The organism is Agromyces mediolanus, assembly GCF_044917495.1.
Lineage (GTDB): Bacteria > Actinomycetota > Actinomycetes > Actinomycetales > Microbacteriaceae > Agromyces > Agromyces mediolanus_B.
Genome location: NZ_JAVSSI010000005.1, coordinates 63,448 through 85,711, shown reverse-complemented (window position 1 = coordinate 85,711; position 22,264 = coordinate 63,448). Strand labels below are relative to the sequence as shown.

Sequence of the window (22,264 nt, the reverse complement as noted above, 5' to 3'; positions counted from 1 at the left end):
GGGACAGGATACTGGTTCGACGCAGTCCCGAGGTATCCCAAGCATCCGGCTTGGTCGGCCTAGGCGGACTACACGGTGTCGAGGAGCTCGCGAACCGCGATGATCTGCTCGGGGATCGGATAGTGGTGGTTGCCGATGAAGAGCCCGTCCGAGTGGATCTCGTCCGCCCCGTGCAGCGACCCGTCGACGCGTGCGTCCAAGTGGCGCATCACCGGATTCCGAGCGAAGTTCCCTGCGACGATCGGCCGGGACTCGATGCCTGCTCGGGTGAGCGCAGCGACGAGCTCCGCGCGCCGCCCCTTCAACCGTCCAGTGAGCACGAAGGAGAAGCCGAACCAGCTCGAGTCGGCGTCCGCGGCAACCCGTTGGATGCGCGCGTCGGGGAACCCGTCGAGCGCCTCGACGAACCTCCGCGCGTTCTCGCGCCGCCCATCGAGCAACGTCGGGAGCTTCGCCAACTGCTCGATGCCGAGCGCACCCGAGAGTTCGAGCGGGCGCAGGTTGTACCCGGGGAGCACGAACCGGAAGAGATCGTCGAACGGGTCTCCGGACTTCGGATGAATGAGGTTCTCCGCAGGCAGCTCGCGCGTCCATCCGTGGGCGCGCATCGAGAGCATGGCCTGGTAGAGGTACTCGTCGTCCGTGACGACGAGGCCGCCCTCCATCGTCGAGATGTGGTGGGAGAAGAAGGAGCTGTAGGTGCCGAACACCCCGAAGGTCCCGGTCTGGCGCTCGCGGAGGGTGGCGCCGAGCGATTCGCAGTTGTCCTCGAACAGGAGCAGGTCGTGCTCGGCGCAGATCTCGTGGAGGGCCACGAGCTCGGCGGGATTCCCGAGCAGGTTGACCGCGAAGACCGCGCGCGTCCGGGGCGTGACCGCGGCTCGCACCCGCTCCGGATCGATGTTGAGGGTGTCCGGGTCCACGTCCACGAGGACCGGCACGAAACCGAGCTGACTGATCGGGTAGTAGGTGGTCGCCCAGGAGACCGCCGGCACGATGATCTCGTCGCCTCGTCGCAGACCGAGGTGCGGGCTGTAGGCAGCGGCGGCGATGCCGAGAAGGTTCGCGCTGCTTCCTGAGTTCACCATCACGGCGTATCGGCTGCCGGTGAAACGCGCGAAGTCCTCTTCGAATCGTCGGACCCTCGGGCCCATCGTGAACCGGCCTGCCTCGATCACCTCCCGCATGGCTGCGTACTCGGCGTCATCCCACGTCGTCGTGGCCAGCGGGTACCAGGGCTGCTCGTTCGTCACTGGGGGTCCTCCGTCCGGCCGAGATTCGCCTCCGCGCTCAGGAACGCCGCGTAGGCGGCGGCCATGCCTGAGCGGATGTCGGTGGGCGGCGCCCACCCGAACGATGCGGCGAGCGAAGAGTCCATGAGCTTCTGATGCATCCCGGCCGGCTTCGAGGGGTCGAACTCGAGCTCGCACTGGTAGCCCACCACGTCCAGCGCGAGCTCATAGTACTCGCGGATCGAGTGATCACGGCCGAGGCCGACGTTCAGTAGCGGCGGCCAGTCCGCGAGTCCGTGAGCGGCGGAGGCCACCCAGTCCGCTACATCCTCGACGTAGGTGAACTCGCGGCGCGCGGTGCCGTCACCCCAGACGTCGAGGTGATCGGCGCCGGTCTCGCGAGCGACGTGCGCCTTCCAGATCGTCGCGGCAACGAGATGGCTCGCCTCGCTTCCGTAATGGTCGTTGGGTCCGTAGAGATTCGAGGGGATCACGACGCGGTAGTTCAGGCCGTACTGGCGGGAGGCGTACTCGCAGTACTTCGCGCCGGTGATCTTCGCGAGGGCGTATCCCTCGTTCGTCGGCTCGAGCGGAGCCTGCAGCACATCGGACTCCACGAGGGGTTGACGGTAATCGCGGGGGTACATGCAGGAGCTGCCGAAGTAGATCAGGTCTCGGACGCCGAGCTCCCGGGCTGATTCGAGCACACTGGTGTCGAGGGCGAGGTTGTCCGCCAGGAACTCGGTCGGCGAGGCGACGTTCGCGCTGATTCCGCCGACCTTCGCCGCAGCGTGCAGGACGAGGTCGGGAGAGAGTCGTTCGAAGAGACGACGCGTCGCTCCGCGGTCCCTGAGATCGGCGTCGTCCCTCGTGATCGCGTGCACTTCGTCGCCCGGGTGCGCGCGCTGCCACGCACGCACCAGCGCGCTGCCGAGCATGCCTCGACCGCCGGTGACGGCGACCCTCATCGGAGCGCCTCCGCCCACGGCGCGGACTGCGGGGAGTCGACCCAGTGGGCGGTGCCCGCCTCGAGCGCCGAGACATCCGCGTCCACCATGATCCGGGCGAGCGCTGCACCGTCGACCGTCGGCTCCCAGCCGAGGCGCTCGCGCGCCTTCGACGGATCGCCGATCAGTGCGTCGACCTCGGAGGGGCGGAGGTAACGCTCGTCGAAGCGAACGAACTCGTTCCAATCGAGGCCGACATGCCCGAAGGAGACGTCCAGGAAATCGCGGATCGTGTAGCCAGTACCTGTCGCGAGGACGTAGTCGTCGGGCTCGTCCGCCTGCAGCATCTGCCACATGCCGAGCACGTACTCCGGGGCGTACCCCCAGTCGCGCACGGCGTCGAGATTGCCGAGGTACAGCTCCGACTGGATCCCGGCCTTGATCCTGGCGACGGCGCGCGTGATCTTCCGGGTGACGAACGTCTCGCCGCGGCGAGGGGATTCGTGGTTGAAGAGGATGCCGTTCACCGCGAACAGGCCGTAGGCCTCTCGATAGTTCTTGGTGATCCAGTAGCTGTACAGCTTCGCCGCAGCGTAGGGGGAGCGGGGGTGGAACGGCGTCGTCTCGCTCTGCGGCGGGGGTGTGGAACCGTACAGCTCGGAGGAGGACGCCTGGTAGTACCGTGTGCGCACCCCCGAGAGCCGCACGGCTTCGAGCAGCCGGACGGTTCCGGTGCCGGTGGTGTCCGCGGTGTGCTCCGGCTCGTCGAAGGACACCCGGACGTGCGACTGGGCGGCGAGGTTGTAGACCTCGTCCGGATCGATCTGCGCCATGAGCGTGACCAGCCGGGCGCCGTCGCTCAGATCGCCGTAATGCAGGAAGAGCCTGGCGTTCGCCTCATGGGGATCCACGAAGAGGTGGTCGATCCGGCCGGTGTTGAAGGTCGACGCTCGGCGGATGAGCCCGTGCACTTCGTAGCCCTTGGCGAGCAGGAGCTCGGCGAGGTAGGAACCGTCCTGTCCGGTGATCCCGGTGATCAATGCCCGCTTCGTCAACCCGTTTCCTCGCCTGTGGTTCGCCGCGCGCCGGTCGCGCGCCCTAGCCAGCGTAGCGGCATCGCCGATTCGGTCGGAGATGCCGGTAGCCTGGCTGCGGTGCCGCTCGCTCAGCGAACGCGGGGTTGAGCGAGCGCTCGGGACGCGGACGTCCACGAGCAGGGGGGAAAAGGACCGGGGATGCGCGGAACGACGGTGCAAGTGCTGGGCGACCACTACGTCGCTGACCTGGGGCTCAGACTCGAACGCGACTTCTCCGTCGTTTCGAGGGTCTCCGGTGTCTCGCCGTTCACGCTCGGTGCCCCGCGGGATGTCGGACTCGAGGCCGCGGATGACGACGCGCCCCTCACCCCGCGCGCCGGTCTCGATCTGAACAAGGATCTCCTCACGACGCTGCGGAGCGCGCACGCCGACGTCCTGGTCGTCGACCTCACCGGCGCCCTCCGGCCGGTCGCGGCGATCGGGGTGGGCTGGTACACGGCGGCCCCTGAGGAGACGTCCTGGCTCGCCGACCTCGTGGCGGCCGAGACCGCCGCATCGCGCGCGATCGAGCCGCACCTCGTCGCCCCGTCCAAGGAGCTGCTCGGTCAGTTCGACGCCTTCGCCCGGGTCGTCCACGATGTGTACGGGCCGGAGCGGGTCGTCCTCGTGACGGCGCATGTCGCGGAGTTCTGTTGGGACGGAGCCCGTCTGGTGCCGCGCGGGCGAATCCAGGAGGCCCGCGCCGCCGCCGCGCTGCTCGCCGGACTCGAGCGCAGATTCGAGCAGATCACCGGTTGTCGAAGCATCGTCATCTCCCGGAGCTTCCTGCCGTGCGGCGACCCCGGCCCGACCGATCTTCGGTTGGGGCCGGACTTCGCCGACGCGCTCGAGCGTGCCGTCGTCGCGGTGTGCCGATCGGCTGCGCCGACGCCTTCCACGGACCTCGCGCGAGTCCCATCCGCCGGGACGAGCCGCTTCACCGAGTGGGCGCACCGGACACTCACCCGGGGGCTGCCGTACACGGGCCAGCTCGTCGATCGACGGCTCGCAGCGCTCTCCGCGATCTCCGACGGCGACGCGATCGCGCTCGCCGCACTCGTCGCAGCCCTCCCGGAGGACGCCGCCTGGCCCGCCGTCGTGGACCGGCTGTGTCGACATCCGGATTCAGCGCCGGCGCGACGAGCCCGCACCATGTTCGAGCGGAACGTCGATGCGCTCTCCGGCTACCGGTATTGCTTCGTCGAAGGACTCGAGGACCTCTCGCCCGAACCGCGAGGCGTCGTCTTCCTTCCCGGAGGGATCGTGCTGAGGTTCGATCCGGCCGGAGCGCAGGCGGTGGAGTTGCGGCATCCGAGGACGTCACCGTGGGACCACCGGCGAACCATCGAACGAGGCTACGTGTTCAGCGTGGACGAGATCGAGGACGTACTCGGAAGCTGGCCGCTCTACCTCGAACGTGCGCGGCGCGGAGATGACGCGCCGTTCGTGCTCGACCATCCGGATCTCGCCGCGTTCGCCGATTCGCTGCTCACGGTCGACTACCCGGACGTGCTCGCCGACGAACGCCTGTGCGTCACGGTGGCGGGGCGTCTGCCGACGGACCTCGATTGGCGGCCGCGTGTGGACGCGGGCTTCCTGTTCGAACCGGACACACGAGTGTGCTGCCTGCGGAGCGGGTTCGGTGACCAGCTCTACTACTACGTGCAGGCTCGGCAGGCGGCTGAACGGCACGGGCTGCGGCTCTTCCTCGACGACCTGCTCTACGACAACGACGAGCTCATCGCCCGCACCCCGCACATCCGTCCGGACGTCCTCCCGTTCACCGCATCGAGCGGGGTCTTCTCGGAGCTCTTCTCGAGGCGGCTTCGCACCGCTCGGGTCCGGGGCCTCCAGGAACGGCGCGACAACCGGAGCGAGTATCAGCGGATGGGGCTGCACGAGATGGTGCTCGCAGTCGATCGCGTGCACCTCCGTGCCTGCTACGACCGGCGGCAGTACCCGTCTGCGCTGACGGTCCAGGTGATCGATCTCGCCGGCTACGACCGCCTCGTCGCGTCGCCTCCAGGCGTCCTCTTTCTCGATGTGCTCGCGAAGCCGACGCTGCTCGGGTACCGGCTCCTCGAGCACAAAGCCGACTGGGAGTCCGCGATCGAGCTCGCGCCGCTGGGCTCCGAGACTGCGCGCGAGATCGAAGCCCAGATGCTCGCCTCGGACGCGATCGTCGTCCACATCCGCCGTGGCGATCGGGTCGCACTCGGCATGGCCGACGGAGATGCCTACTATCGGGACTTCGTCCACCGCACCGCTCAACTCGACCACCTCGAAGACAAGCACTGGTTCGTGTTCTCCGACGACCTCGACTACTGCAGAACGCATCGCGTCGAACTCGGGCTGGATGTCGCAGGGGAACGAATCACCTTCGTCGAGGGGAACCACCACTACGCGTCCATCGATGACTTCCATCTCATGGCGCTCGGTCGGGCGATCGTGTGCGGGAGGAGCGGATTCAGTGCTGCGGCAGCCATGGTGAGCCGCCGCGTCGAGTACATCTTCGGCTCGGGCTACTCGCTCACGCCGGGCGGCGACATGTGGCAGCGCGAGTCGCTGCCGCTCGAACTGCAGGCGTGAGCGGCCAAGGACCGCTCGCTCGCGAGTGCAGCCACCAGAGAGAGGAGCTCGAGTGCGCGCAGTAGTGCTCGGCGACATCGGACGTGCGCAGAACTACCACCTCGGAGACGAGGCGATGACCGAGGCCGCGATCGCCCAGCTCACCGCCCGCGGCGTCGACCAGCTGACCCTCGCCGCCGTCGAGCCGGAGACGGCCCGGTCGTTCTACGGCGTGCCTGCCGTGTCGCAGACCGGCTTCGCCTGGGACTGGCCGCGCGAGCGGCTGGAAGCGGGACTGGCCCGCCTGACCGCGGAGCTCGAGGCAGGCACGGCGGCCGGGGCGCTCGTCGAGGCCGTACGCTCGGCCGACTTCGTGCTCATCGCCGGCGGCGGCAACCTGACGAGCGAGTATCCCTCGCACGTGTTCGAGCGAGTTGCGTTCGCCCGGATCGCCCGGTTCGTCGGCACACCACTCCTCGTCACGAGCCAGACGGTCGGACCGATGCTGCGAGAGCGCGATCGGGAGCTGGTGCGCGAGATCGTGGATGACGCGGTGGTGTTCGGAGCGCGCGAAGCCGCCTCCTTCGAGCTCGTGCGCGGACTGGCCGCCGATGAGGAGCGCGTGCTGCGCACCTTCGACGACGGCATCCTGCTCGAGAGCGACGAGGCGTCTCGGGACGATCTCGCGGACCTCGAACTGGGCGACCGGATCGTCGTCGCCTCGTTCGCGGCGGACCGCGGCACCACTGCTTGGTCGCGCGCCGACTACATCGAGCGCGTCGCGGTGCTCCTCGACGAGCTGGCCGTCGAGTTCGACGCCCAGGTGGTGCTCGCTCCGCACACCGGCTCCTTCGACCCGGCCAATGTGCGCAAGGACCACGCGATCGGCCTCGAGATCGCGGCCGCGGCCTCTGACGCGGTTCGAGCCCTGCCGACCATCACCGCGCGCGAGTATCTGGCGCTCCTCGAGCGCGCGATGCTGTCCGTGTCGACCAGGTACCACCCGACGGTCTTCGCGCCGCAGCTCGGCATCCCCACGGTCGGAATCTCGATGTCGTACTACTCCTCGGTGCGGATGCGAGGTGCGCTCGGCGCGCTCGGTCTGAATCGGTTCGTCGTCCCTGCCGAGAAGTGGGATCTCGTCGCGCACGCATGCCGCGAAGCGGTCGCGGGCGATGCCGCGCTGCTCGAGCACGCCGCTGCCGCACGGCGCGCGCAATCGGCGTGGTGGGACGCCCTTGTCGCCGCTGCGCAAACGGGCACCTGGCGATCTGGCCGTTCATTCATGCCGGCGACACCGCCGGAGTTCGTTCCGGAGGGGGCCTGGAGCACCGAGGTCGAGACGGTGACCCCGCTCTTCGAGCAGCTCATGCGGGAACGTGTGCTCGCGGGATGGCGGATGGACGACGCGGCCACCGCGCTCCGGCGGGCCGAGGAGCGAGCGGACGAGCAGCTCGCGCTCCGCTCGTCGCTCGAACGGAGGATCGAGGCGCTCGCCTCGGCACGTGCGAAGCTCGAAGCCGAGCTTGATACCGCGCGGGGCCGTCGGGCGGTGCGCCTGGCGGACGCGGTCGGTGACGTCGCCCGCAGAATTCGTCGGCGCGGCTGACCGCTGGCGCAGCGCCGGGCTACACGAACGCCGCTTCCCCGGTCACGGTGCGCCCGACGATGAGCGTGTTCATCTCGCGGGTGCCCTCGTAGGAGTAGAGCGCCTCCGCGTCGGCGAAGTAGCGCGCGACGTCGTACTCGAGCACGATGCCGTTGCCGCCGAGCGTCTCGCGGGCCCAGCCGACGGTCTCGCGCATGCGGGCGGTGGCGTACGCCTTCGCGAGGGCGGAGTGCTCGTCGCGCTGGGTGCCGGCGTCGAGCATCTGCGAGACGCGCACGACCATGCCGAGCGAGGCGGTGATGTTGCCGAGGCAGTTCACGAGGTGCTCCTGGATGAGCTGGTGCGCCGCGATCGGCTTGCCGAACTGCTCGCGCTCCTTCGCGTAGGCGACGGCGGCCTCGTACGCCCCGATGGCGGTGCCGACGGCCGCCCAGGCGACCTCGGCGCGGGTCTGGCGGAGCACGGCGGCGGTGTCCTTGAACGAGTTCGCGTTCTGCAGGCGGAGCGACTCGGGCACGCGCACCTCGCGGAGCTCGATGTCGGCGTTCTGCACCGGACGCAGGCTGATCTTGCCCTCGATCTTCGTCGCGGTGTAGCCGGGCGTCGAGGTCGGCACGATGAAGCCCTTGACCTGGCCGTCGGCCTCGTCCTTCGCCCAGATGATCGTGATGTCGGAGAAGGTGGCGTTGCCGATCCAGCGCTTCTGCCCGTTCAGCACCCACTCGTCGCCCTCGCGCCGCGCAGTCGTGCGCAGGCCCCGCGCCGAGTCGGAGCCGGAGAGCGGCTCGGTGAGCCCGAACGCGCCGATGACCTCGGCGGAGGCGAGCTTCGGGATCCACTCCGCGCGCTGCTCGGCGGAGCCGGCGACGGCGATGGACCCGGCGGCGAGCCCGTTCTGCACACCGACGAAGGTGCCGACGGAGGCGTCGATGCGCGCCAGCTCGAGGGCCACGAAGCCGCGGAACACGGCCGAGTTCTCGAAGGGCTTCGTCTCGTCCCAGGCGAACGACAGGACGCCGAGGTCGGCGAGCGGCTGCACGATCTCGCGCGGGAACTCCGCACGCTCCCAGTACCCGCCGATGATGGGCTTCACCTCGCGCTCGCCCCACGCCCTGATGGCCATGAGGGCCTCCTGCTCGCGTTCGCTGAGAAGGGTCTCGGCGTAGCCGTAGAAGTCGCTCGAGAGGGGCGCGAAGGTCATGACTGCTCCAATGCGGGTCGGATGCCCCGAGCCTAGGACGCCGGGACGGGGCATCCGAAGCCGTTGGTAGTTTGGAGCCAAGCCGCGAAAGGAACTGCGCCGAGATGTTCGTCAGGATCGACAACGAGCCCAGGGACTACGCCTGGGGCGACCGCGGCCTCATCGCCGACTACCGGGCGCGGCCCGCGAGCGGGCGGCCGGAGGCGGAGCTCTGGCTCGGCGCGCATCCGGGCTCCCCGTCGCGCCTCGTCGGCGACGGAGCGGACCAGGCGGACCTCGAGGCGTGGATCGCGGCGGAGCCGGAGCGCACGCTCGGCGCCTCCGTCGCCGCACGTTTCGCCGACGAGGGGATGCCTCGCCTGCCGTTCCTCCTGAAACTCCTCGCCGCCGGCGGACCGCTGTCGCTGCAGGCGCACCCGACGAGCGAGCAGGCACGTGCCGGCTTCGCGAGGGAGGAGGCCGACGGCGTGCCGGTCGACGCCTACGACCGCAACTACCGCGACCGCTTCCACAAGCCGGAGCTCGTCGTCGCGCTCAGCGAGACGTTCGACGCGCTCTCCGGGTTCCGGCCGCTCGCGGAGGTCGCGGGCGTCGTCGAGGTGCTGCGCGCGGCCGACGCCGCATCGACCGACCCGCAGCCCGGCGCGATCGAGCTGCTCGCCGCGCGATTGGCCGGTGGCGCCGGCGGGGAGGCGGCAGGCGGCGAGCCGGGCGCCGGGGGACTGGAGGGCGCCGTCGAGTGGCTGCTCACCGACGGTCGTGGCGGCGACACGGGCGAGGCCGCCTGGCTGATCGAGCGCGTCGTCGCGCTCGCGGCGAGCGAGCCGGCGCTCGGCTCGCCCTACGCCGACTCGTTCGCGACGGTCTCGGCGCTCGCCGAGGCGTATCCGGGCGACCCGGGCATCGTGATCTCACTGCTGCTCAACCGGGTCCGCCTCCGGCGGGGCGAGTCGCTGTTCCTCGCGGCCGGCAACATCCACGCCTACCTCGGCGGCCTCGGCATCGAGCTCATGGCCGCGAGCGACAACGTGCTCCGCGGCGGGCTCACCCCGAAGCACATCGATGTCGCCGAGCTGGTCGAGGTGCTCGATTTCACCCCGATGCCGCCGCCGCGACTGGAGCCGGAGCATCCTGCGCCCGGCGTCGCGAGCTTCCGCCCGCCGGTCCCGGACTTCGTGCTGCACCGGCTCGACTCGGCGGGAGCGGACGGGGCGGGGACGGATGCCGCGCCGTCGGTCGCGCTCGCCGGCCCGGCGATCGTGCTGGCCGAAGGCGGACCCGTCCGCCTCGCAGGCAGGCTCGGTTCGATCGCGCTGGATCGCGGCGAGGCGGCGTTCGTCACGCCCGACGAGGGCGGAGTGCGGCTCGACGGGCCGGGCGTCGCCTGGGTCGCGACTACCGGGGACTGAGCGCCCGGCCCCCGGCGCGCACACCGGAGCCGGAGCAGCACTGGCGGCCGCGCGGCGCGCGGAGCCCGGAGCGCGGCGCTCAGCCGGCGAGCTCGGCGGGCTCGCGCTGCCCGAAGAGCCGCCGGTACGCGGTCGGCGTCGTCTGCAGCACCTTCACGAAGTGATGCCGCATGACCGCCGCCGCGCCGAAGCCGCACTCGCGGGCGATCTCCTCGAGGCTCATGCCGGTCTCCTCCAGCAACTGCTGCGCGCGGAGGAGCCGCTGGCGGTTGAGCCAGGCGTTCGGCGTCGTCCCGGTCTCGGCGCGGAAGCGCCGGGCGAAGGTGCGCGGCGACATCAGCGCCTTGCGGGCGAGCCGGTCGACGGTGAGCTCCTCGTCGAGATGCTCGAGCATCCACGCCGTGACGATCGCGAACGAGTCGCTCTTGCACTCGACGACGGGCGTCTGGATGAACTGCGACTGGCCGCCGTCGCGCTGCGGCGGCACGACCATCCGCCGGGCGACGATGTTCGCGGCGCTCGCGCCGAGCTCGGTGCGGACGATGTGCAGCGCGGCGTCGATGCCCGCGGCCGTGCCGGCGCCCGTGACGACGAAGCCGTCCTGCACGAACAGCACGTCGGGGTCGACCTCCGTCTCGGGGAACGCGCCGGCGAGCCGGTCGGTGTACATCCAGTGGGTGGTCGAGCGGCGGCCGTCGAGGACGCCCGCCTGGCCGAGGATGAAGGCGCCCGAGCAGACGGAGAGGACCCAGGCGCCGCGCTCCACCGCCTCGCGGATGACCTGCAGCACGCGCTCGTCGGCATCCTGGTCGATGAGGGCGGCCGGAACCGCGACGAGGTCGGCGGTGCGTGCCGCGTCGAGGCCCTCGTGCACCACGACGTCGAAGCCGAGCTTCGTCGGGATCGGCCCGGGATCGGCTGCGACGACGTGGAAGTCGAATTCGGGGCCGCCGTGCTCGGAGCGGTCGATGCCGAAGACCTCGCAGATGACGCCGAACTCGAAGGGGGCCATGTGCGGCACGGCGATGCAGGCGATGGACCGGAGCATGAGCACCTCGCTTGGCAGGAAATGTCGGGACGATGGCAATGCTGCCACTTCCGGCAGGATGTGGCAAGAAATAGATTTCCTGCCATGACCGCCATCCTGTTCCTCGTCCTCGCCGGACTCGCCCTCTGGGGCGTCGTCGCGACGCTCGTCCGTCTCGACTCCGACGGCTACGGCCGTCCGGAGATCCGCGACCGCATCCGCCATGTGGAGCAGGAGGTCCTGCCCGGTCGCTCGCGCTAGCATCGACGAGGCGCCGGCCGTTCGGGCCGTCGCCTCGGCGCGATGGAGGAACGACGGATGAGCTGGATGGTCACCGGGGGAGCGGGCTACATCGGAGCGCACGTCGTGCGCGCCTTCCAGTCGAAGGGCATCGACGTCGTCGTGCTCGACGACCTGTCCTCGGGGCGGCGCGGCTTCGTCACCGACGGCGTGGACTTCGTGCACGGCTCGATCCTCGACGGAGCGCTCCTGGAGAACGTGTTCACCCGCCACGACGTCCGCGGCGTCGTGCACCTCGCCGGGTTCAAGTACGCGGGCGTCTCCGTGCAGCGCCCGCTCCACACGTACCAGCAGAACGTCACCGGCACCGCGACGCTGCTCGCCGCGATGGAGGCCGCGAAGGTCGCGCGCATCGTGTTCTCGTCGAGCGCGGCCGTCTACGGCACCCCCGACGTCGAGCTCGTCACCGAGGAGACCGCGAAGCACCCCCAGTCGCCCTACGGCGAGTCGAAGCTCATCGGCGAATGGCTCCTCGCCGATCAGGCGAAGGCGACCGGCCTCGCGCACACGAGCCTCCGCTACTTCAACGTGGTCGGGTCCGGCACGCCCGAGATCTTCGACCCGAGCCCGCACAACCTCTTCCCGCTCGTCTTCGACGCGCTCCTCGACGACCGCACGCCGAAGATCTACGGCACCGACTACCCGACGCCCGACGGCACGTGCGTGCGCGACTACATCCACGTGGCCGACCTCGCCGAGGCGCACGTCGTGGCGGCGCAGCGGCTCGAGGCCGGCGAGCCCGTCGCCCCCGTCTACAACCTCGGATCGGGCGACGGCGTCTCCGTCGCCGAGATCATGTCGGCGGTCGCGGCCGTGACGGGGATCGAGTTCACGCCGGAGACGGCGCCGCGCCGCCCCGGGGATCCTGCGCGGATCGTGGCGTCCGGCGAGCTCGCGGCGCGGGATCTCGACTGGCGGATGCGCCACTCCCTCGAGGACATGGTCCGGAGCGCCTGGGAGGCGCGCCGCGCCGCCGCCTGACGGGTCGCCGTGTCCCCAGAGCGGGGGTCGTGATCACAACTCCGGAACGACTCCGGCGTGTCGCGGCGAGGCGGAAGCCTCGAGCCAGGCTTGAGGGTTTACGATCTGCGACTTGACTCACTCGAATTACACCGCTGTAATTGGTCGTGACGCGGCTCCCGGATCCTCGGTGGCGGCGGGCGGTACAACTGGGTGGGAGACGATATGGCAATTCCTGAATATCGTTCTGGAGTACCTGACGACTGGTTCATCGATCCGGTGCGGCTGGGGGTCCCGGGGGTTCGTCCAACGGTGGACGACGACAACCCCTTGGCATGGCAGAGCGACGCGCTGTGCGCGCAGACCGATCCGGAGGCGTTCTTCCCTGAGAAGGGCGGATCGACCCGGGACGCGAAGAAGATCTGCACCGGCTGCGAGGTTCGCGCGCAGTGCCTCGAGTACGCGCTGTCGAACGACGAACGGTTCGGGATCTGGGGCGGGCTCTCCGAGCGAGAACGACGCAAGCTCCGCAAGCGAGCGGGGTAGCAGGATCCGGCAAGACGAGTGACGGCCCGTGCGATGCACGGGCCGTCGTCGTGCGCCCTCCCCGCCCCGTCCGCGCGGATCGACGGCACGCCCGCCGATGGCGACGGCTCCCGGCCGGCCGATGCTTAGGCTGGCCCCGATGTCCCCCAGAGTGACCGCAATCCTCGTCGTGCACCGCGGCGGCGAACGCCTGACCCGTGCGCTCGACGCCATCCGCGCGCAGTCGCGACGACCGGAGCGCCTGATCGTCGCGCTCGTGCAGGCGAGCGTCGAGACGCGGGATGCCGTGGCCGCCGCAGCGCCCGACGGCGTCGTGCAGATCGAGGAGCGCATCGCCTTCGGCGAGGCCGTGCGCCGCGCGGAGCAGACGCTCCCGCCTCCGCAGGACGACGAGGACGCCGTCTGGCTCCTCTCGGAGGACACCGAGCCCGAGACGCGTGCCCTCGCCGCACTCGAGACGACCCTCGAGACCGCGCGGTCCGTGGCGATCGCGGGCCCGAAGCTCCTCGACGCGCACGCGCCCGATCGCATCGTCGGACTCGGCCGTTCGATGACCCGCTTCGGCGCGGCAGTGCCGCTCGTCACGGGAGAGCTCGACCAGGGCCAGCACGACGGGCTGAGCGACGTGCTGGGCGTCGACCCCGCCGGCGCGCTCGTCCGGCGCAGCGTCTGGCGTGCGCTCGAGGGCTTCGACCCGGCGCTCGTGAGCGTCGACGACGGGCTCGACCTCGCGGTCCGGGCACGTCTCGGCGGGCACCGTGTCGCGGTCGTGCCCACCGCGAAGCTCAGGTTCGAGGCGGGCGGGCTCATCGGCCCCGCCGCCGGACACCGTGCGGGCACCGTCCGCCGGCGCGCGGCGGCGACGCGTCGGGCCGCGCTGCACCGGCGGATGAGCTACGCCCCGGCTCCCGCCCTGGCCGTGCACTGGCTGAGCCTGCTCCCGCTCGCCGTGCTGCGATCGATCGTGCTGCTCGTGACGAAGGCCCCTGGGCGGATCGTCGGCGAGTTCGGCGCGGCGTTCCGCACCATGTTCTCCTTCGGCCAGATCTCGCGCTCGCGTCGCGTGCTCCGCAGCGCCCGCTCGGTCGGCTGGTCCGCGATCGCGCCCCTCCGGCTCCAACCCGACGAGATGCGCCGTCGCCGCCGGCTCGAAGCCGAGGAGCGTCGCGCCAGGGCCAGAGGCCGGGTCGACGGCGTCGAGTTCCTCGCGACGGGCGGCGGCTGGGTGCTGCTCGTGTCGGTGGTCGTCGCCATCGCCGTGCTGTTCCCGCTGCTGGGCGCCTCCGGGGTCTCGGGCGGTGGCCTGCTGCCGCTCTCGCCCGCGGTCGACGAGCTGTGGCGGAACGCCGGGTACGGCTGGCGCGACATCAGCACGGGCTTCGTCGGGGCCGCGGACCCGTTCCAGGCCGTCCTGGCCGTGCTCGGCTCGCTCTCCTTCTGGGCGCCGTCGTGGGCCCTCGTCGCGGTGTGGCTCCTCGCCATCCCGGTCTCCGCGCTCGGCGCGTGGTTCGCGGCGGCCCGGCTCACCGATCGCGGCGCGCTCCGAGCGCTGGCCGCGGTGCTCTGGATGCTGGCGCCGCCGCTCCTGTCCGCGCTCGCCGACGGGCGGCCGGGTGCGGTGCTCGCCCACGTGCTGCTCGCGTGGCTCCTCTACGCGGCGCTCGGCGCCGGCACGAGCTGGGCGACGGCTGCGACCGCCTCGCTCCTCTTCGCCGCCGTCGTCGCGTCGGCACCGAGCCTTGCTCCGGCGCTGCTCGTCGCCTGGATCGTCGGTATGGCGGTCTCCGGCCGCGGGGCGGCGCGCCTCGCCCTCCTGCCCATCCCGGCTGCGGTCCTCGCAGCCCCGCTCGTCTGGACCCAGCTCGTCGCGGGCAATCCGCTCGCGCTCCTCGCCGACCCCGGGCTCCCGGTTCCGGCCGCGGTGCCCGGGAGCGGGGTGCTGGCGCTCGGCTTCACGGACCCCTCCCTCGGCGGATGGCAGGAGGTCCTCGCGGGGCTCCAGGCGACGATCGACCCGCGCTGGGTCGTCGGTGCGCTGCTCCTCCCGCTCGCGCTCGCCGCACTCGCGGCCTTCGCGACGGGGCGGATCCGCGCGGCGGCGTTCGCCCTCGCCGGCGCGGCGCTCGGATTCGCGACGGCCGTCGCCGCCGCCCAGCTGTCGGTCGCGGTCGCCGGATCGGTCGCCGTGCCCGTCGCCTCGGCACCCGGCCAGAGCATGATGTGGCTCGGCCTCGTGCTCGCCGCCGTGATCGCGCTCGACGGGCTCCGCCGCGCCTCCGCCTGGCTCGCGGCCCTCCTCACGGTCGCGACGGCCGGTGCCGTCGTGCCCCTCGCGGTGAGTCTCGCGACCGGCCAGTCCACGCTCGGGCCCGCCGCGCAGCGCTCCCTCCCCGCGTTCGTGACGGCCGAGGCCGAGAACGATCCCCGGGTGACGACGCTCCGGCTGGTGCCGGAGGCCGACGGCGGGCTTCGCGCGACGCTCGAGCACGGCGCCGGCGCGACGCTCGACGAGCAGTCGACGCTCGCGCAGACGCGCACCACCATGGACGCCGGCGAGCTCGCGCTCGCGGAGGTCGCCGGGAACCTCGCGTCCCGCGGCGGATTCGATGCCGCGCAGGCGATCGACGAGTTCGGCATCTCCTACGTGCTGCTCGCGGAGGCCGGGGAGGACGCACCCCGCGCGGAGACGGCGACCGCCGACCGTTCGCGCGCCGCGCTCGATGCGAACGCGGCCCTCGTCCCGGTCGGCGAGACCGACTTCGGCACGCTCTGGCGCTTCGCCGACGCCGTGCCCGACGCGCCGGCCGCTCAGCTCCCGCCGCACGCGGGAGCACCGCTCAGCGGCTGGATCGCGACGCTCCAGCTGATCGTCTTCGGCGCCGTGCTGCTCCTCTCCATCCCGGCCGGCGTCGGCCGCGAGGAGCCCGCGCGCCGACCGCGCCGTCCCCGGCCGGAGCGCGTGAAGCGGCGCCGCACGACGGCGGCGCCGGACGGCGCCGATGGCGAGACGGATGGCTCGACGGAGGCTGCGGCTGCGACGGATGCCGCGGAGTCGCCGGAGACGTCGGAGTCGCCGGAGTCGCCGGAGTCGCCGGAGTCGTCCGAACGGTCGGAGCCCGCTCCTGCCGATTCCATGGAGGCGGCCGTCCCGGCAGCGACCGCGGAGCTGTCGGATGGCCCGGGCGGCGAAGGCCCGCCGGACCCGCCGGAGCCCGCCGCGGAGCCCGCGGACGGCGACCCCGGGACGAGCGGATCGAACGTCGACGAGCGAGCGGAGGAGCACGATGCCCGATAGCCGCAGACTGCTCCGCGCCGGAGGCCGCGGCATCGCCGTCGTCGGCGCCGCGGCGCTCACCGTGGCGGCGTTCGGGGCGGCGGCCCTCGTGCCCTGGCCCGAGCACCGGGTCGAGCCCCTCGCCCGATCGATCCAGCCCGCCGAGAGCCGGACGCTCCGGGTCTGCCCGGGGCCGATGCTCGAGCTCGGGGACGACGCGGAGAGCGTGTCGACGCTCGGGAGCGCGCGCATCCAGGTGGCGACGCAGCCGGCGGACGCCGGCGCGGAACGCGTGCCGCTCAGCCCGCCGCGCGGCTCGGAGGACGACATCGCCGTCGCGCTCGTCACGGAGCCCGGTGCGGTCGAGCCCGGCCTGCTCGCCGGGGCGCAGTCCCAGCGGCTGACGAGCGAGACCACGGCCGGCTTCATCGCCGCCGCGTGCGCCGAGCCGGTGGCCGACGCCTGGCTCGCGGGCGGCAGCACCGAACTCGGCCGACAGACCCTGCTCCTGCTCGCGAACCCGGGAGAGGTGGCCGCGACGGTCGACGTCCGGGTGCACTCCGAGACGGGTCCGGTCGACGCGCCGGCCGGCCTCGGCCTCGTCGTGCAGCCGGGCGCGCAGCGCGTGGTCTCGATCGCCGGGCTCGCCCCGGGCGCCGCGTCGCCCGTCGTGCACGTGACGAGCACGGGCGGCACGGTCGCCGCGAGCCTCGAGCAGACGTCGATCGACGTGCTGACGCCGACCGGCGCCGATCTCATCGGCACGACGGCCGCGCCCGCGAAGCGCCAGACGATCACCGGGCTCATCGTGCCGCAGGCGGGCGGAATCGCCGTCGACGAGGACCACGCGGAAGGCGACGCCCACCCGAGCCTCCGGCTGCTCGCTCCCGGCACCGAGCCAGTCGACGCCGCCGTGTCGGTGGTGCCCGAGACCGGCGGAGAGGGCTCCGTGTTCGACGTCGTGCTCCAGCCCGGTCAGGTGAGCGACATCCCGCTCGGCGAGCTCGCGGCGGGTGCGTACACGGTACGGATCGACGCCGACGGCGAGCTCGTCGCGGCGGCGCGGACCGCGACGCGGGCCGGCCGCGAGGAACTGCCGAGCGACTTCGCCTGGTTCCCGGCGGCCCTGCCGCTCCTCGACGAGACGCTCGTCGCCGTCCCGCGCGGTCCCGGTCCGAAGCTGCACCTCGCGAACACCACCGACGCCGACATCGAGGCGAGCGTGACGGGCGACGACGGCGAGCGGCAGGTCACGGTCCCGGCCGGCGGAGCCGTCTCCGTCTCGATGCCCGCGGGCGGGCAGGGGCTCATCGCCGGGGGAGCGGGGCTGCAGGCATCCGTGAGCTTCGCCGGCGACCGGCAGCTCGCCGGCTTCGCCGTGCAGCCGCCGGGGCCGCTCGACTCGCCGATCCTCGTCTACCCGCGCTGAGCCGCGGCGCCGGGCACGCGCACCCGCGTCCGAGCGCTCCTTCGGTCGCGGGCGCTGGGCGTGCGCGTCAGAAGTGGCGGTAGCGGCCGGGCGCGAGCTCCCAGGGGTCGCGGCCGATGAGCTCGCCGACCGCACGGAAGACGCAGCTCTCGATGAGGAGCTTCTCGTCCTTGTCCTCACCCTCCTGCAGGCGCAGGAAGCGGACGATGGGCAGACGGAAGAACACGATGCGCCGCTGGTCGTGGGAGACCCGCCAGCGATCGACGTGGTCGTCGTGGATGGCCTCCGCCGGTGCCTGGGCGACCTCGAAGACGACGCCGTCGAGCTCCGGCCAGAGCCCGCGGAGGTACGAGGCGGTCGCCGCGATCGTCATCTCGAACTCGTCGATGCGCGTCGTGAGGAGCGGCAGATGCGGGCCGGTGACCGGCGAGCGGAGCCCGCGGCCGTGGCGGTCCCTCGCGAGTCGCCGCGGCGAGCTCGGCACTCGTGCGACACGACGGGGACGGGGCATGCCCTCCATCGTAATGTCCGCGGCGCTCGCTACGCTGGTCGAGCCATGAGACGTTGTTCGCGCACCGCATGCACCGCCGAGGCGGTGGCGACCCTGAGCTACGACTACGCCGACTCGATGATCGTCGTCGGCCCGTTGTCGCCGGTCCGTGAACCGCACGGCTACGATCTGTGCGCCCGGCATTCGGAGCGCACGAGCGCCCCGCGGGGCTGGCAGGTCGTGCGGCACACGCCCATGGGTGAGGTAGGTTTCAAGGCGTGATCGCCTCCGTCGACCCGTCCGAGCCCACCGCCCGCCTCTCCGCCGTCGTGAAGGCCTACGACATCCGAGGCCTCGTCGGCGACGAGCTCACCGAACCGCTCGTCGAGGCCCTCGCCGCCGGGTTCGTCGACGAGGTCGACGCGAGCGGCGGCACCGTGGTCGTCGGGCACGACATGCGCGACTCCTCCCCGGGCTTCGCGGCCGCCTTCGCGCGCGGTGCGGCGGCGCGCGGGGCATCCGTCACCCAGATCGGCCTGTGCTCGACCGACGAGAGCTACTACGCGTCCGGCGCCTTCGCCGCGCCCGCCGCGATGTTCACCGCGAGCCACAATCCCGCCGCCTACAACGGCATCAAGCTCTCCCGGGCCGGAGCGCAGGGCATCTCGCTCGACACCGGGCTCGCCGCGATCCGCGATCGTGCGGCGGCGTACCTGCAGGACGGCCTCGTCCCGGTCGCCGAACCCGGCACGATCACGAACCGCGACGTGCTCGCCGAGTACGCGGCGTACCTGCGCGGACTCGTCGACCTGTCCGGCATCCGGCCGCTGAAGATCGTCGTCGACGCCGGCAACGGCATGGCCGGGCTCACCGTTCCCGCCGTGCTCGGCGAGGCGGCCGGCCTCCCCGGGCTCCCGCTCGAGATCGTCCCGCTCTACTTCGAGCTCGACGGCACGTTCCCGAACCACGAGGCGAACCCGCTCGAGCCGGCGAACCTCGTCGACCTGCAGCGCGCCGTCGTCGAGCACGGCGCCGACCTCGGGCTCGCGTTCGACGGCGACGCCGACCGCTGCTTCGTCGTCGACGAGCGCGGCACGGCCGTCACCCCGTCCGCGGTCGCCGCCATCGTGGCGCTCCGCGAGATCGAGCGGGTGCGCGCCGCGGGGGAGACCGGCGAGATCGCCGTCATCCACAACCTGATCACCTCGCGGGTGGTGCCCGAGACCATCGAGCGCGCCGGCGCCGTCCCGGTGCGCACCCGGGTGGGCCACTCGCTCATCAAGGACCGCATGCGCGAGACCGGCGCGGTGTTCGGCGGCGAGCACTCCGCGCACTACTACTTCCGCGACTTCTGGGGCGCCGACAACGGCATGCTCGCGGCGATGCACCTGCTCGCGGAGTTCGGGCGCCAGGCCGGGCCGCTGTCGGAGCTCGCCGCCCGGTTCACCCCCTATGCGCTCTCCGGCGAGGTCAACTCGACGGTCGACGACGTGCCCGCCGCCTACGCCCGCATCTTCGAGGCGTTCACCGGCCGCGCCGAGTTCGACGAGCTCGACGGCCTCACCGTCGACGGCGTCACCGCGATCGACGAGCCGTTCTGGTGGTTCAACGTGCGCCCCTCGAACACCGAGCCGCTGCTGCGGCTCAACGTCGAGGGCGCCGACGAGGCGACCATGGTCCGCATCCGCGACGAGGTGCTCGCGCTCATCCGCGCCTGACGCGGAGCGGAGCGGGCCGGGCGTCACAGAAGGGCCCCGAGTTCCCGATTCCCCGGCGGAGGCCGGAGAATGGATGGCATGAGCTCCCAGCCCCTCACCACCGCCCTGCCGTTCAAGGTCGCCGACCTCTCGCTCGCCGAGGCCGGCCGCCATCAGCTGCGGCTCGCCGAGAACGAGATGCCGGGGCTCATGGCGCTCCGCGCCGAGTTCGGCGCGTCCCAGCCGCTCGCCGGCGCCCGCATCGCCGGCAGCCTGCACATGACCGTGCAGACGGCGGTGCTCATCGAGACCCTCGTCGCGCTCGGCGCGCAGGTGCGCTGGGCGAGCTGCAACATCTTCTCCACGCAGGACGAGGCCGCCGCCGCGATCGTCGTCGGCCCGAACGGCACCGCCCAGGAGCCCGCCGGCGTGCCCGTGTTCGCCTGGAAGGGCGAGACGCTCGACGAGTACTGGTGGTGCACCGACCGGATCTTCGACTGGTCGGCCGAGGCCGCTGCAGCGGGCGCCGACTGGATCGGGCCGAACATGATCCTCGACGACGGCGGCGACGCCACGCTCCTCGTGCACCAGGGCCGCGAGTTCGAGCTCGCCGGCGCCGTCCCCGAGGCGGGCGCCGCCGACAGCGCCGAGTTCCGCGTCGTGCTGGAGACCCTGCGCCGCTCGCTCGAGCTCTCGAGCGACCGCTGGACGCGCATCGCCGAGGAGCTCCGCGGCGTGACCGAGGAGACCACCACCGGCGTGCACCGCCTCTACGAGCTGCACGCGCGCGGCGAGCTGCGCTTCCCGGCGATCAACGTCAACGACTCCGTGACGAAGTCGAAGTTCGACAACAAGTACGGCATCCGGCACTCGCTCCCCGACGGGCTGAACCGGGCCACCGACGTCCTCATGGGCGGCAAGGTCGCCTTCGTCGCGGGCGACGTCGGCAAGGGTGCGGCGGAGGCGCTCCGCGGCCAGGGCGCCCGCGTCATCGTCTCGGAGGTCGACCCGATCAACGCGCTGCAGGCGGCCATGGACGGGTTCCAGGTCGCCCGCCTCGAGTCGGTGATCGGCGACATCGACATCCTCATCACCGGGACCGGCAACAAGGACGTCGTCCGCCTCGAGCACCTCCTCGGGCTGAAGCACCTCGCGATCGTCGCGAACGTCGGCCACTTCGACAACGAGATCGACATGGCCGCGCTCGAGGCGCTCGAGGGCGCCGAGCGCGTCGAGATCAAGCCCCAGGTGCACGAGTGGCGACTGCCCACCGGGCGCAGCGTGCTCGTGCTGAGCGAAGGCCGTCTGATGAACCTCGGCAACGCGACCGGGCACCCGTCGTTTGTGATGAGCAACTCGTTCACGAACCAGGTGCTCGCCCAGATCGAGCTCTTCACCCGCCCCGAGGCGTACCCCACCGCGGTGTACGTGCTGCCGAAGCACCTCGACGAGAAGGTCGCGCGCCTGCACCTCGACGCCCTCGGCGTCGAGCTCACCGAGCTCACCCCCGAGCAGGCGGCGTACATCGGCGTCCCGGTCGAGGGTCCGTACAAGGTCGACCACTACCGCTACTGACGGGATGCCGCGGCGGCGCACCCGCGTCGCCGCGGCGTCGTGAGCTCCCGGCCCAGCAGGCGGCTCAGCGCCCGGCTCAGCGCTCGGGGAAGCCGTTCGGGCGCGCGGTGAGCACCGGGGCGAGCGAGCGCATCCGCGCCGCCTCGAGCTCGAGGGCCGCCGTGTCGCGCTCGCGCCGGAGCGCGATGAGGCCCGCGAGGAAGAGCTCGGCCGGGGCATCCGGGATCGGCGAGACGTAGGGCGAGGCCTCGGCGGCGAGCGCCGCCGCGAAGCCGGCGCGCCGCTCCGGGACGAGGTGCGAGGCGTTGCGGAAGAACGCGGCGATCCGCCGCTCGAGCGGCGCGGGGAGCCGGCCGACGTCGGCGGTCGCGGCCCAGTGCGTGAGCGGCACGGGGACGCCGAACGGGTCGATCTCGAGCTTCGGCACCCGCTCCATCTGCGCGTGGGTGCCGGCGAGGAGGTCGCCGAGCCGCTTCGAGGACGGGTTCAGGAAGCCGACGAGCACCGCGAGCCCGCCGAGCGTGAAGTAGATCTCGAGCACACCGGTGAGGGCGCGGATGAACGCGTGCCGGAAGCCGATCGCCCCGCCGTCGTCGCGCACGACCCGCAGCCCGAGCGCGAGCTTGCCGAGGGAGCGGCCGCGGGAGGCCGTCTCGACCGTCGTCGGGACGACGACGAGGCAGACGACGAGCACGGTGATGCCGACGGCGCGGAACGCCGCCTCGTCGAGGCTGAGACTCGATGCGAGCCACAGGAGTCCGCCGCCGACGAGGAGCGTCGCGAGCACGTCGATCGCCGCGCCCGCCGCACGGAGCACGGCGCCGGCCGGACGCACGTCGAGCTGGACCGCCTCACCGGTGATGAGCCCCTCGTCCGGGGCTGTGGAGCGGCGATCCGGCGCTGCGACGGTCATGGGTAGTATTC

18 protein-coding genes are annotated in these 22,264 nt (G+C 72.0%); 11 read left to right on the top strand and 7 right to left on the bottom strand.

Going from position 1 to position 22,264, the window contains the following annotated elements; genetic code table 11:
* Positions 1 to 68: 68 nt before the first annotated feature.
* The 3 genes from ROT00_RS09200 to gmd are packed head-to-tail and all read right to left on the bottom strand — an operon-like array spanning position 69 to position 3,234.
* Complete coding sequence (locus tag ROT00_RS09200) at positions 69 to 1,253, bottom strand: DegT/DnrJ/EryC1/StrS family aminotransferase (protein WP_404774215.1); 1,185 nt, start codon at positions 1,251 to 1,253, stop codon at positions 69 to 71.
* Positions 1,250 to 2,200: a GDP-L-fucose synthase family protein gene (locus ROT00_RS09195; RefSeq protein WP_404774213.1), complete on the bottom strand. Its 951-nt coding sequence runs from the start codon at positions 2,198 to 2,200 to the stop codon at positions 1,250 to 1,252. The genes ROT00_RS09200 and ROT00_RS09195 overlap by 4 nt, the downstream gene beginning before the upstream one ends.
* On the bottom strand, positions 2,197 to 3,234 hold the full coding sequence (gene gmd, locus ROT00_RS09190; RefSeq protein WP_404774212.1) for a GDP-mannose 4,6-dehydratase: 1,038 nt from the start codon (positions 3,232 to 3,234) through the stop codon (positions 2,197 to 2,199). The genes ROT00_RS09195 and gmd overlap by 4 nt, the downstream gene beginning before the upstream one ends.
* Positions 3,235 to 3,414: 180 nt before the next feature.
* On the opposite strand from gmd, the gene ROT00_RS09185 reads away from it, so the two are divergent.
* Entirely contained in the window at positions 3,415 to 5,844 is a 2,430-nt protein-coding gene (locus ROT00_RS09185) for an O-fucosyltransferase family protein (RefSeq protein ID WP_404774210.1), read from the top strand.
* 52 nt (positions 5,845 to 5,896) lie between these two features.
* Positions 5,897 to 7,432: a polysaccharide pyruvyl transferase family protein gene (locus ROT00_RS09180; protein ID WP_404774208.1), complete on the top strand. Its 1,536-nt coding sequence runs from the start codon at positions 5,897 to 5,899 to the stop codon at positions 7,430 to 7,432.
* Between the two features lie 19 nt (positions 7,433 to 7,451).
* Here ROT00_RS09180 and ROT00_RS09175 read toward each other — a convergent pair whose 3' ends face one another.
* A complete protein-coding gene (locus ROT00_RS09175) occupies positions 7,452 to 8,633 on the bottom strand; it encodes an acyl-CoA dehydrogenase family protein (protein ID WP_404774206.1) in 1,182 nt (393 codons plus the stop codon).
* 104 nt (positions 8,634 to 8,737) lie between these two features.
* Between ROT00_RS09175 and manA the strand changes: the two genes are divergently transcribed.
* A complete protein-coding gene (gene manA, locus ROT00_RS09170; RefSeq protein WP_404774204.1) occupies positions 8,738 to 10,042 on the top strand; it encodes a mannose-6-phosphate isomerase, class I in 1,305 nt (434 codons plus the stop codon).
* A 79-nt stretch (positions 10,043 to 10,121) separates the two neighbouring features.
* On the opposite strand, the gene ROT00_RS09165 is transcribed toward manA, so the two are convergent.
* Positions 10,122 to 11,090, bottom strand: coding sequence for a GlxA family transcriptional regulator (locus ROT00_RS09165; RefSeq protein ID WP_404774202.1), 969 nt, complete (start codon positions 11,088 to 11,090; stop codon positions 10,122 to 10,124).
* 84 nt (positions 11,091 to 11,174) lie between these two features.
* Between ROT00_RS09165 and ROT00_RS09160 the strand changes: the two genes are divergently transcribed.
* From ROT00_RS09160 to ROT00_RS09140, 5 genes are all read left to right on the top strand, one after another.
* Entirely contained in the window at positions 11,175 to 11,330 is a 156-nt protein-coding gene (locus ROT00_RS09160) for a hypothetical protein (RefSeq protein ID WP_404774201.1), read from the top strand.
* A 57-nt stretch (positions 11,331 to 11,387) separates the two neighbouring features.
* Positions 11,388 to 12,350, top strand: a complete 963-nt coding sequence (galE, locus tag ROT00_RS09155) for a UDP-glucose 4-epimerase GalE (protein ID WP_404774199.1) — start codon at positions 11,388 to 11,390, stop codon at positions 12,348 to 12,350.
* Between the two features lie 204 nt (positions 12,351 to 12,554).
* Positions 12,555 to 12,875, top strand: coding sequence for a WhiB family transcriptional regulator (locus ROT00_RS09150; RefSeq protein ID WP_404774197.1), 321 nt, complete (start codon positions 12,555 to 12,557; stop codon positions 12,873 to 12,875).
* 139 nt (positions 12,876 to 13,014) lie between these two features.
* On the top strand, positions 13,015 to 16,170 hold the full coding sequence (locus tag ROT00_RS09145) for a glycosyltransferase (protein WP_404774195.1): 3,156 nt from the start codon (positions 13,015 to 13,017) through the stop codon (positions 16,168 to 16,170).
* Positions 16,160 to 17,578 carry a DUF5719 family protein gene (locus ROT00_RS09140; RefSeq protein ID WP_404774194.1) on the top strand — a complete coding sequence of 473 codons (1,419 nt, stop codon included), beginning with the start codon at positions 16,160 to 16,162 and terminating at the stop codon, positions 17,576 to 17,578. The genes ROT00_RS09145 and ROT00_RS09140 overlap by 11 nt, the downstream gene beginning before the upstream one ends.
* A 67-nt stretch (positions 17,579 to 17,645) precedes the next feature.
* Here the strand turns inward: ROT00_RS09140 and ROT00_RS09135 are convergent, their stop codons facing one another.
* Positions 17,646 to 18,089 carry a hypothetical protein gene (locus tag ROT00_RS09135; RefSeq protein ID WP_404774192.1) on the bottom strand — a complete coding sequence of 148 codons (444 nt, stop codon included), beginning with the start codon at positions 18,087 to 18,089 and terminating at the stop codon, positions 17,646 to 17,648.
* 45 nt (positions 18,090 to 18,134) lie between these two features.
* Between ROT00_RS09135 and ROT00_RS09130 the strand changes: the two genes are divergently transcribed.
* From ROT00_RS09130 to ahcY, 3 genes are all read left to right on the top strand, one after another.
* Positions 18,135 to 18,350, top strand: a complete 216-nt coding sequence (locus ROT00_RS09130; RefSeq protein ID WP_472974909.1) for a DUF3499 family protein — start codon at positions 18,135 to 18,137, stop codon at positions 18,348 to 18,350.
* A complete protein-coding gene (locus ROT00_RS09125; RefSeq protein WP_404774518.1) occupies positions 18,350 to 19,786 on the top strand; it encodes a phosphomannomutase/phosphoglucomutase in 1,437 nt (478 codons plus the stop codon). Before ROT00_RS09130 ends, ROT00_RS09125 begins: the two co-directional genes overlap by 1 nt.
* Positions 19,787 to 19,864: 78 nt before the next feature.
* On the top strand, positions 19,865 to 21,340 hold the full coding sequence (gene ahcY / locus ROT00_RS09120; protein WP_404774191.1) for an adenosylhomocysteinase: 1,476 nt from the start codon (positions 19,865 to 19,867) through the stop codon (positions 21,338 to 21,340).
* A gap of 76 nt (positions 21,341 to 21,416) precedes the next feature.
* Here the strand turns inward: ahcY and ROT00_RS09115 are convergent, their stop codons facing one another.
* Positions 21,417 to 22,253, bottom strand: a complete 837-nt coding sequence (locus ROT00_RS09115; protein WP_404774189.1) for an RDD family protein — start codon at positions 22,251 to 22,253, stop codon at positions 21,417 to 21,419.
* Between the last annotated feature and the right edge of the window lie 11 nt (positions 22,254 to 22,264).

Excerpts from the sequence above, each read along its gene's own strand:
- ROT00_RS09145 (WP_404774195.1), top strand. The coding sequence starts at position 13,015 with ATGTCCCCCAGAGTGACCGCAATCCTCGTCGTGCACCGCGGCGGCGAA.
- ROT00_RS09175 (WP_404774206.1), bottom strand. The coding sequence starts at position 8,633 with ATGACCTTCGCGCCCCTCTCGAGCGACTTCTACGGCTACGCCGAGACC.
- ROT00_RS09165 (WP_404774202.1), bottom strand. The coding sequence starts at position 11,090 with ATGCTCCGGTCCATCGCCTGCATCGCCGTGCCGCACATGGCCCCCTTC.
- ROT00_RS09140 (WP_404774194.1), top strand. The coding sequence starts at position 16,160 with ATGCCCGATAGCCGCAGACTGCTCCGCGCCGGAGGCCGCGGCATCGCC.
- ROT00_RS09135 (WP_404774192.1), bottom strand. The coding sequence starts at position 18,089 with ATGCCCCGTCCCCGTCGTGTCGCACGAGTGCCGAGCTCGCCGCGGCGA.
- ROT00_RS09130 (WP_472974909.1), top strand. The coding sequence starts at position 18,135 with ATGAGACGTTGTTCGCGCACCGCATGCACCGCCGAGGCGGTGGCGACC.
- manA (WP_404774204.1), top strand. The coding sequence starts at position 8,738 with ATGTTCGTCAGGATCGACAACGAGCCCAGGGACTACGCCTGGGGCGAC.
- galE (WP_404774199.1), top strand. The coding sequence starts at position 11,388 with ATGAGCTGGATGGTCACCGGGGGAGCGGGCTACATCGGAGCGCACGTC.
- ROT00_RS09150 (WP_404774197.1), top strand. The coding sequence starts at position 12,555 with ATGGCAATTCCTGAATATCGTTCTGGAGTACCTGACGACTGGTTCATC.
- ROT00_RS09185 (WP_404774210.1), top strand. The coding sequence starts at position 3,415 with ATGCGCGGAACGACGGTGCAAGTGCTGGGCGACCACTACGTCGCTGAC.
- ROT00_RS09195 (WP_404774213.1), bottom strand. The coding sequence starts at position 2,200 with ATGAGGGTCGCCGTCACCGGCGGTCGAGGCATGCTCGGCAGCGCGCTG.
- ahcY (WP_404774191.1), top strand. The coding sequence starts at position 19,865 with ATGAGCTCCCAGCCCCTCACCACCGCCCTGCCGTTCAAGGTCGCCGAC.
- ROT00_RS09115 (WP_404774189.1), bottom strand. The coding sequence starts at position 22,253 with ATGACCGTCGCAGCGCCGGATCGCCGCTCCACAGCCCCGGACGAGGGG.
- ROT00_RS09160 (WP_404774201.1), top strand. The coding sequence starts at position 11,175 with ATGACCGCCATCCTGTTCCTCGTCCTCGCCGGACTCGCCCTCTGGGGC.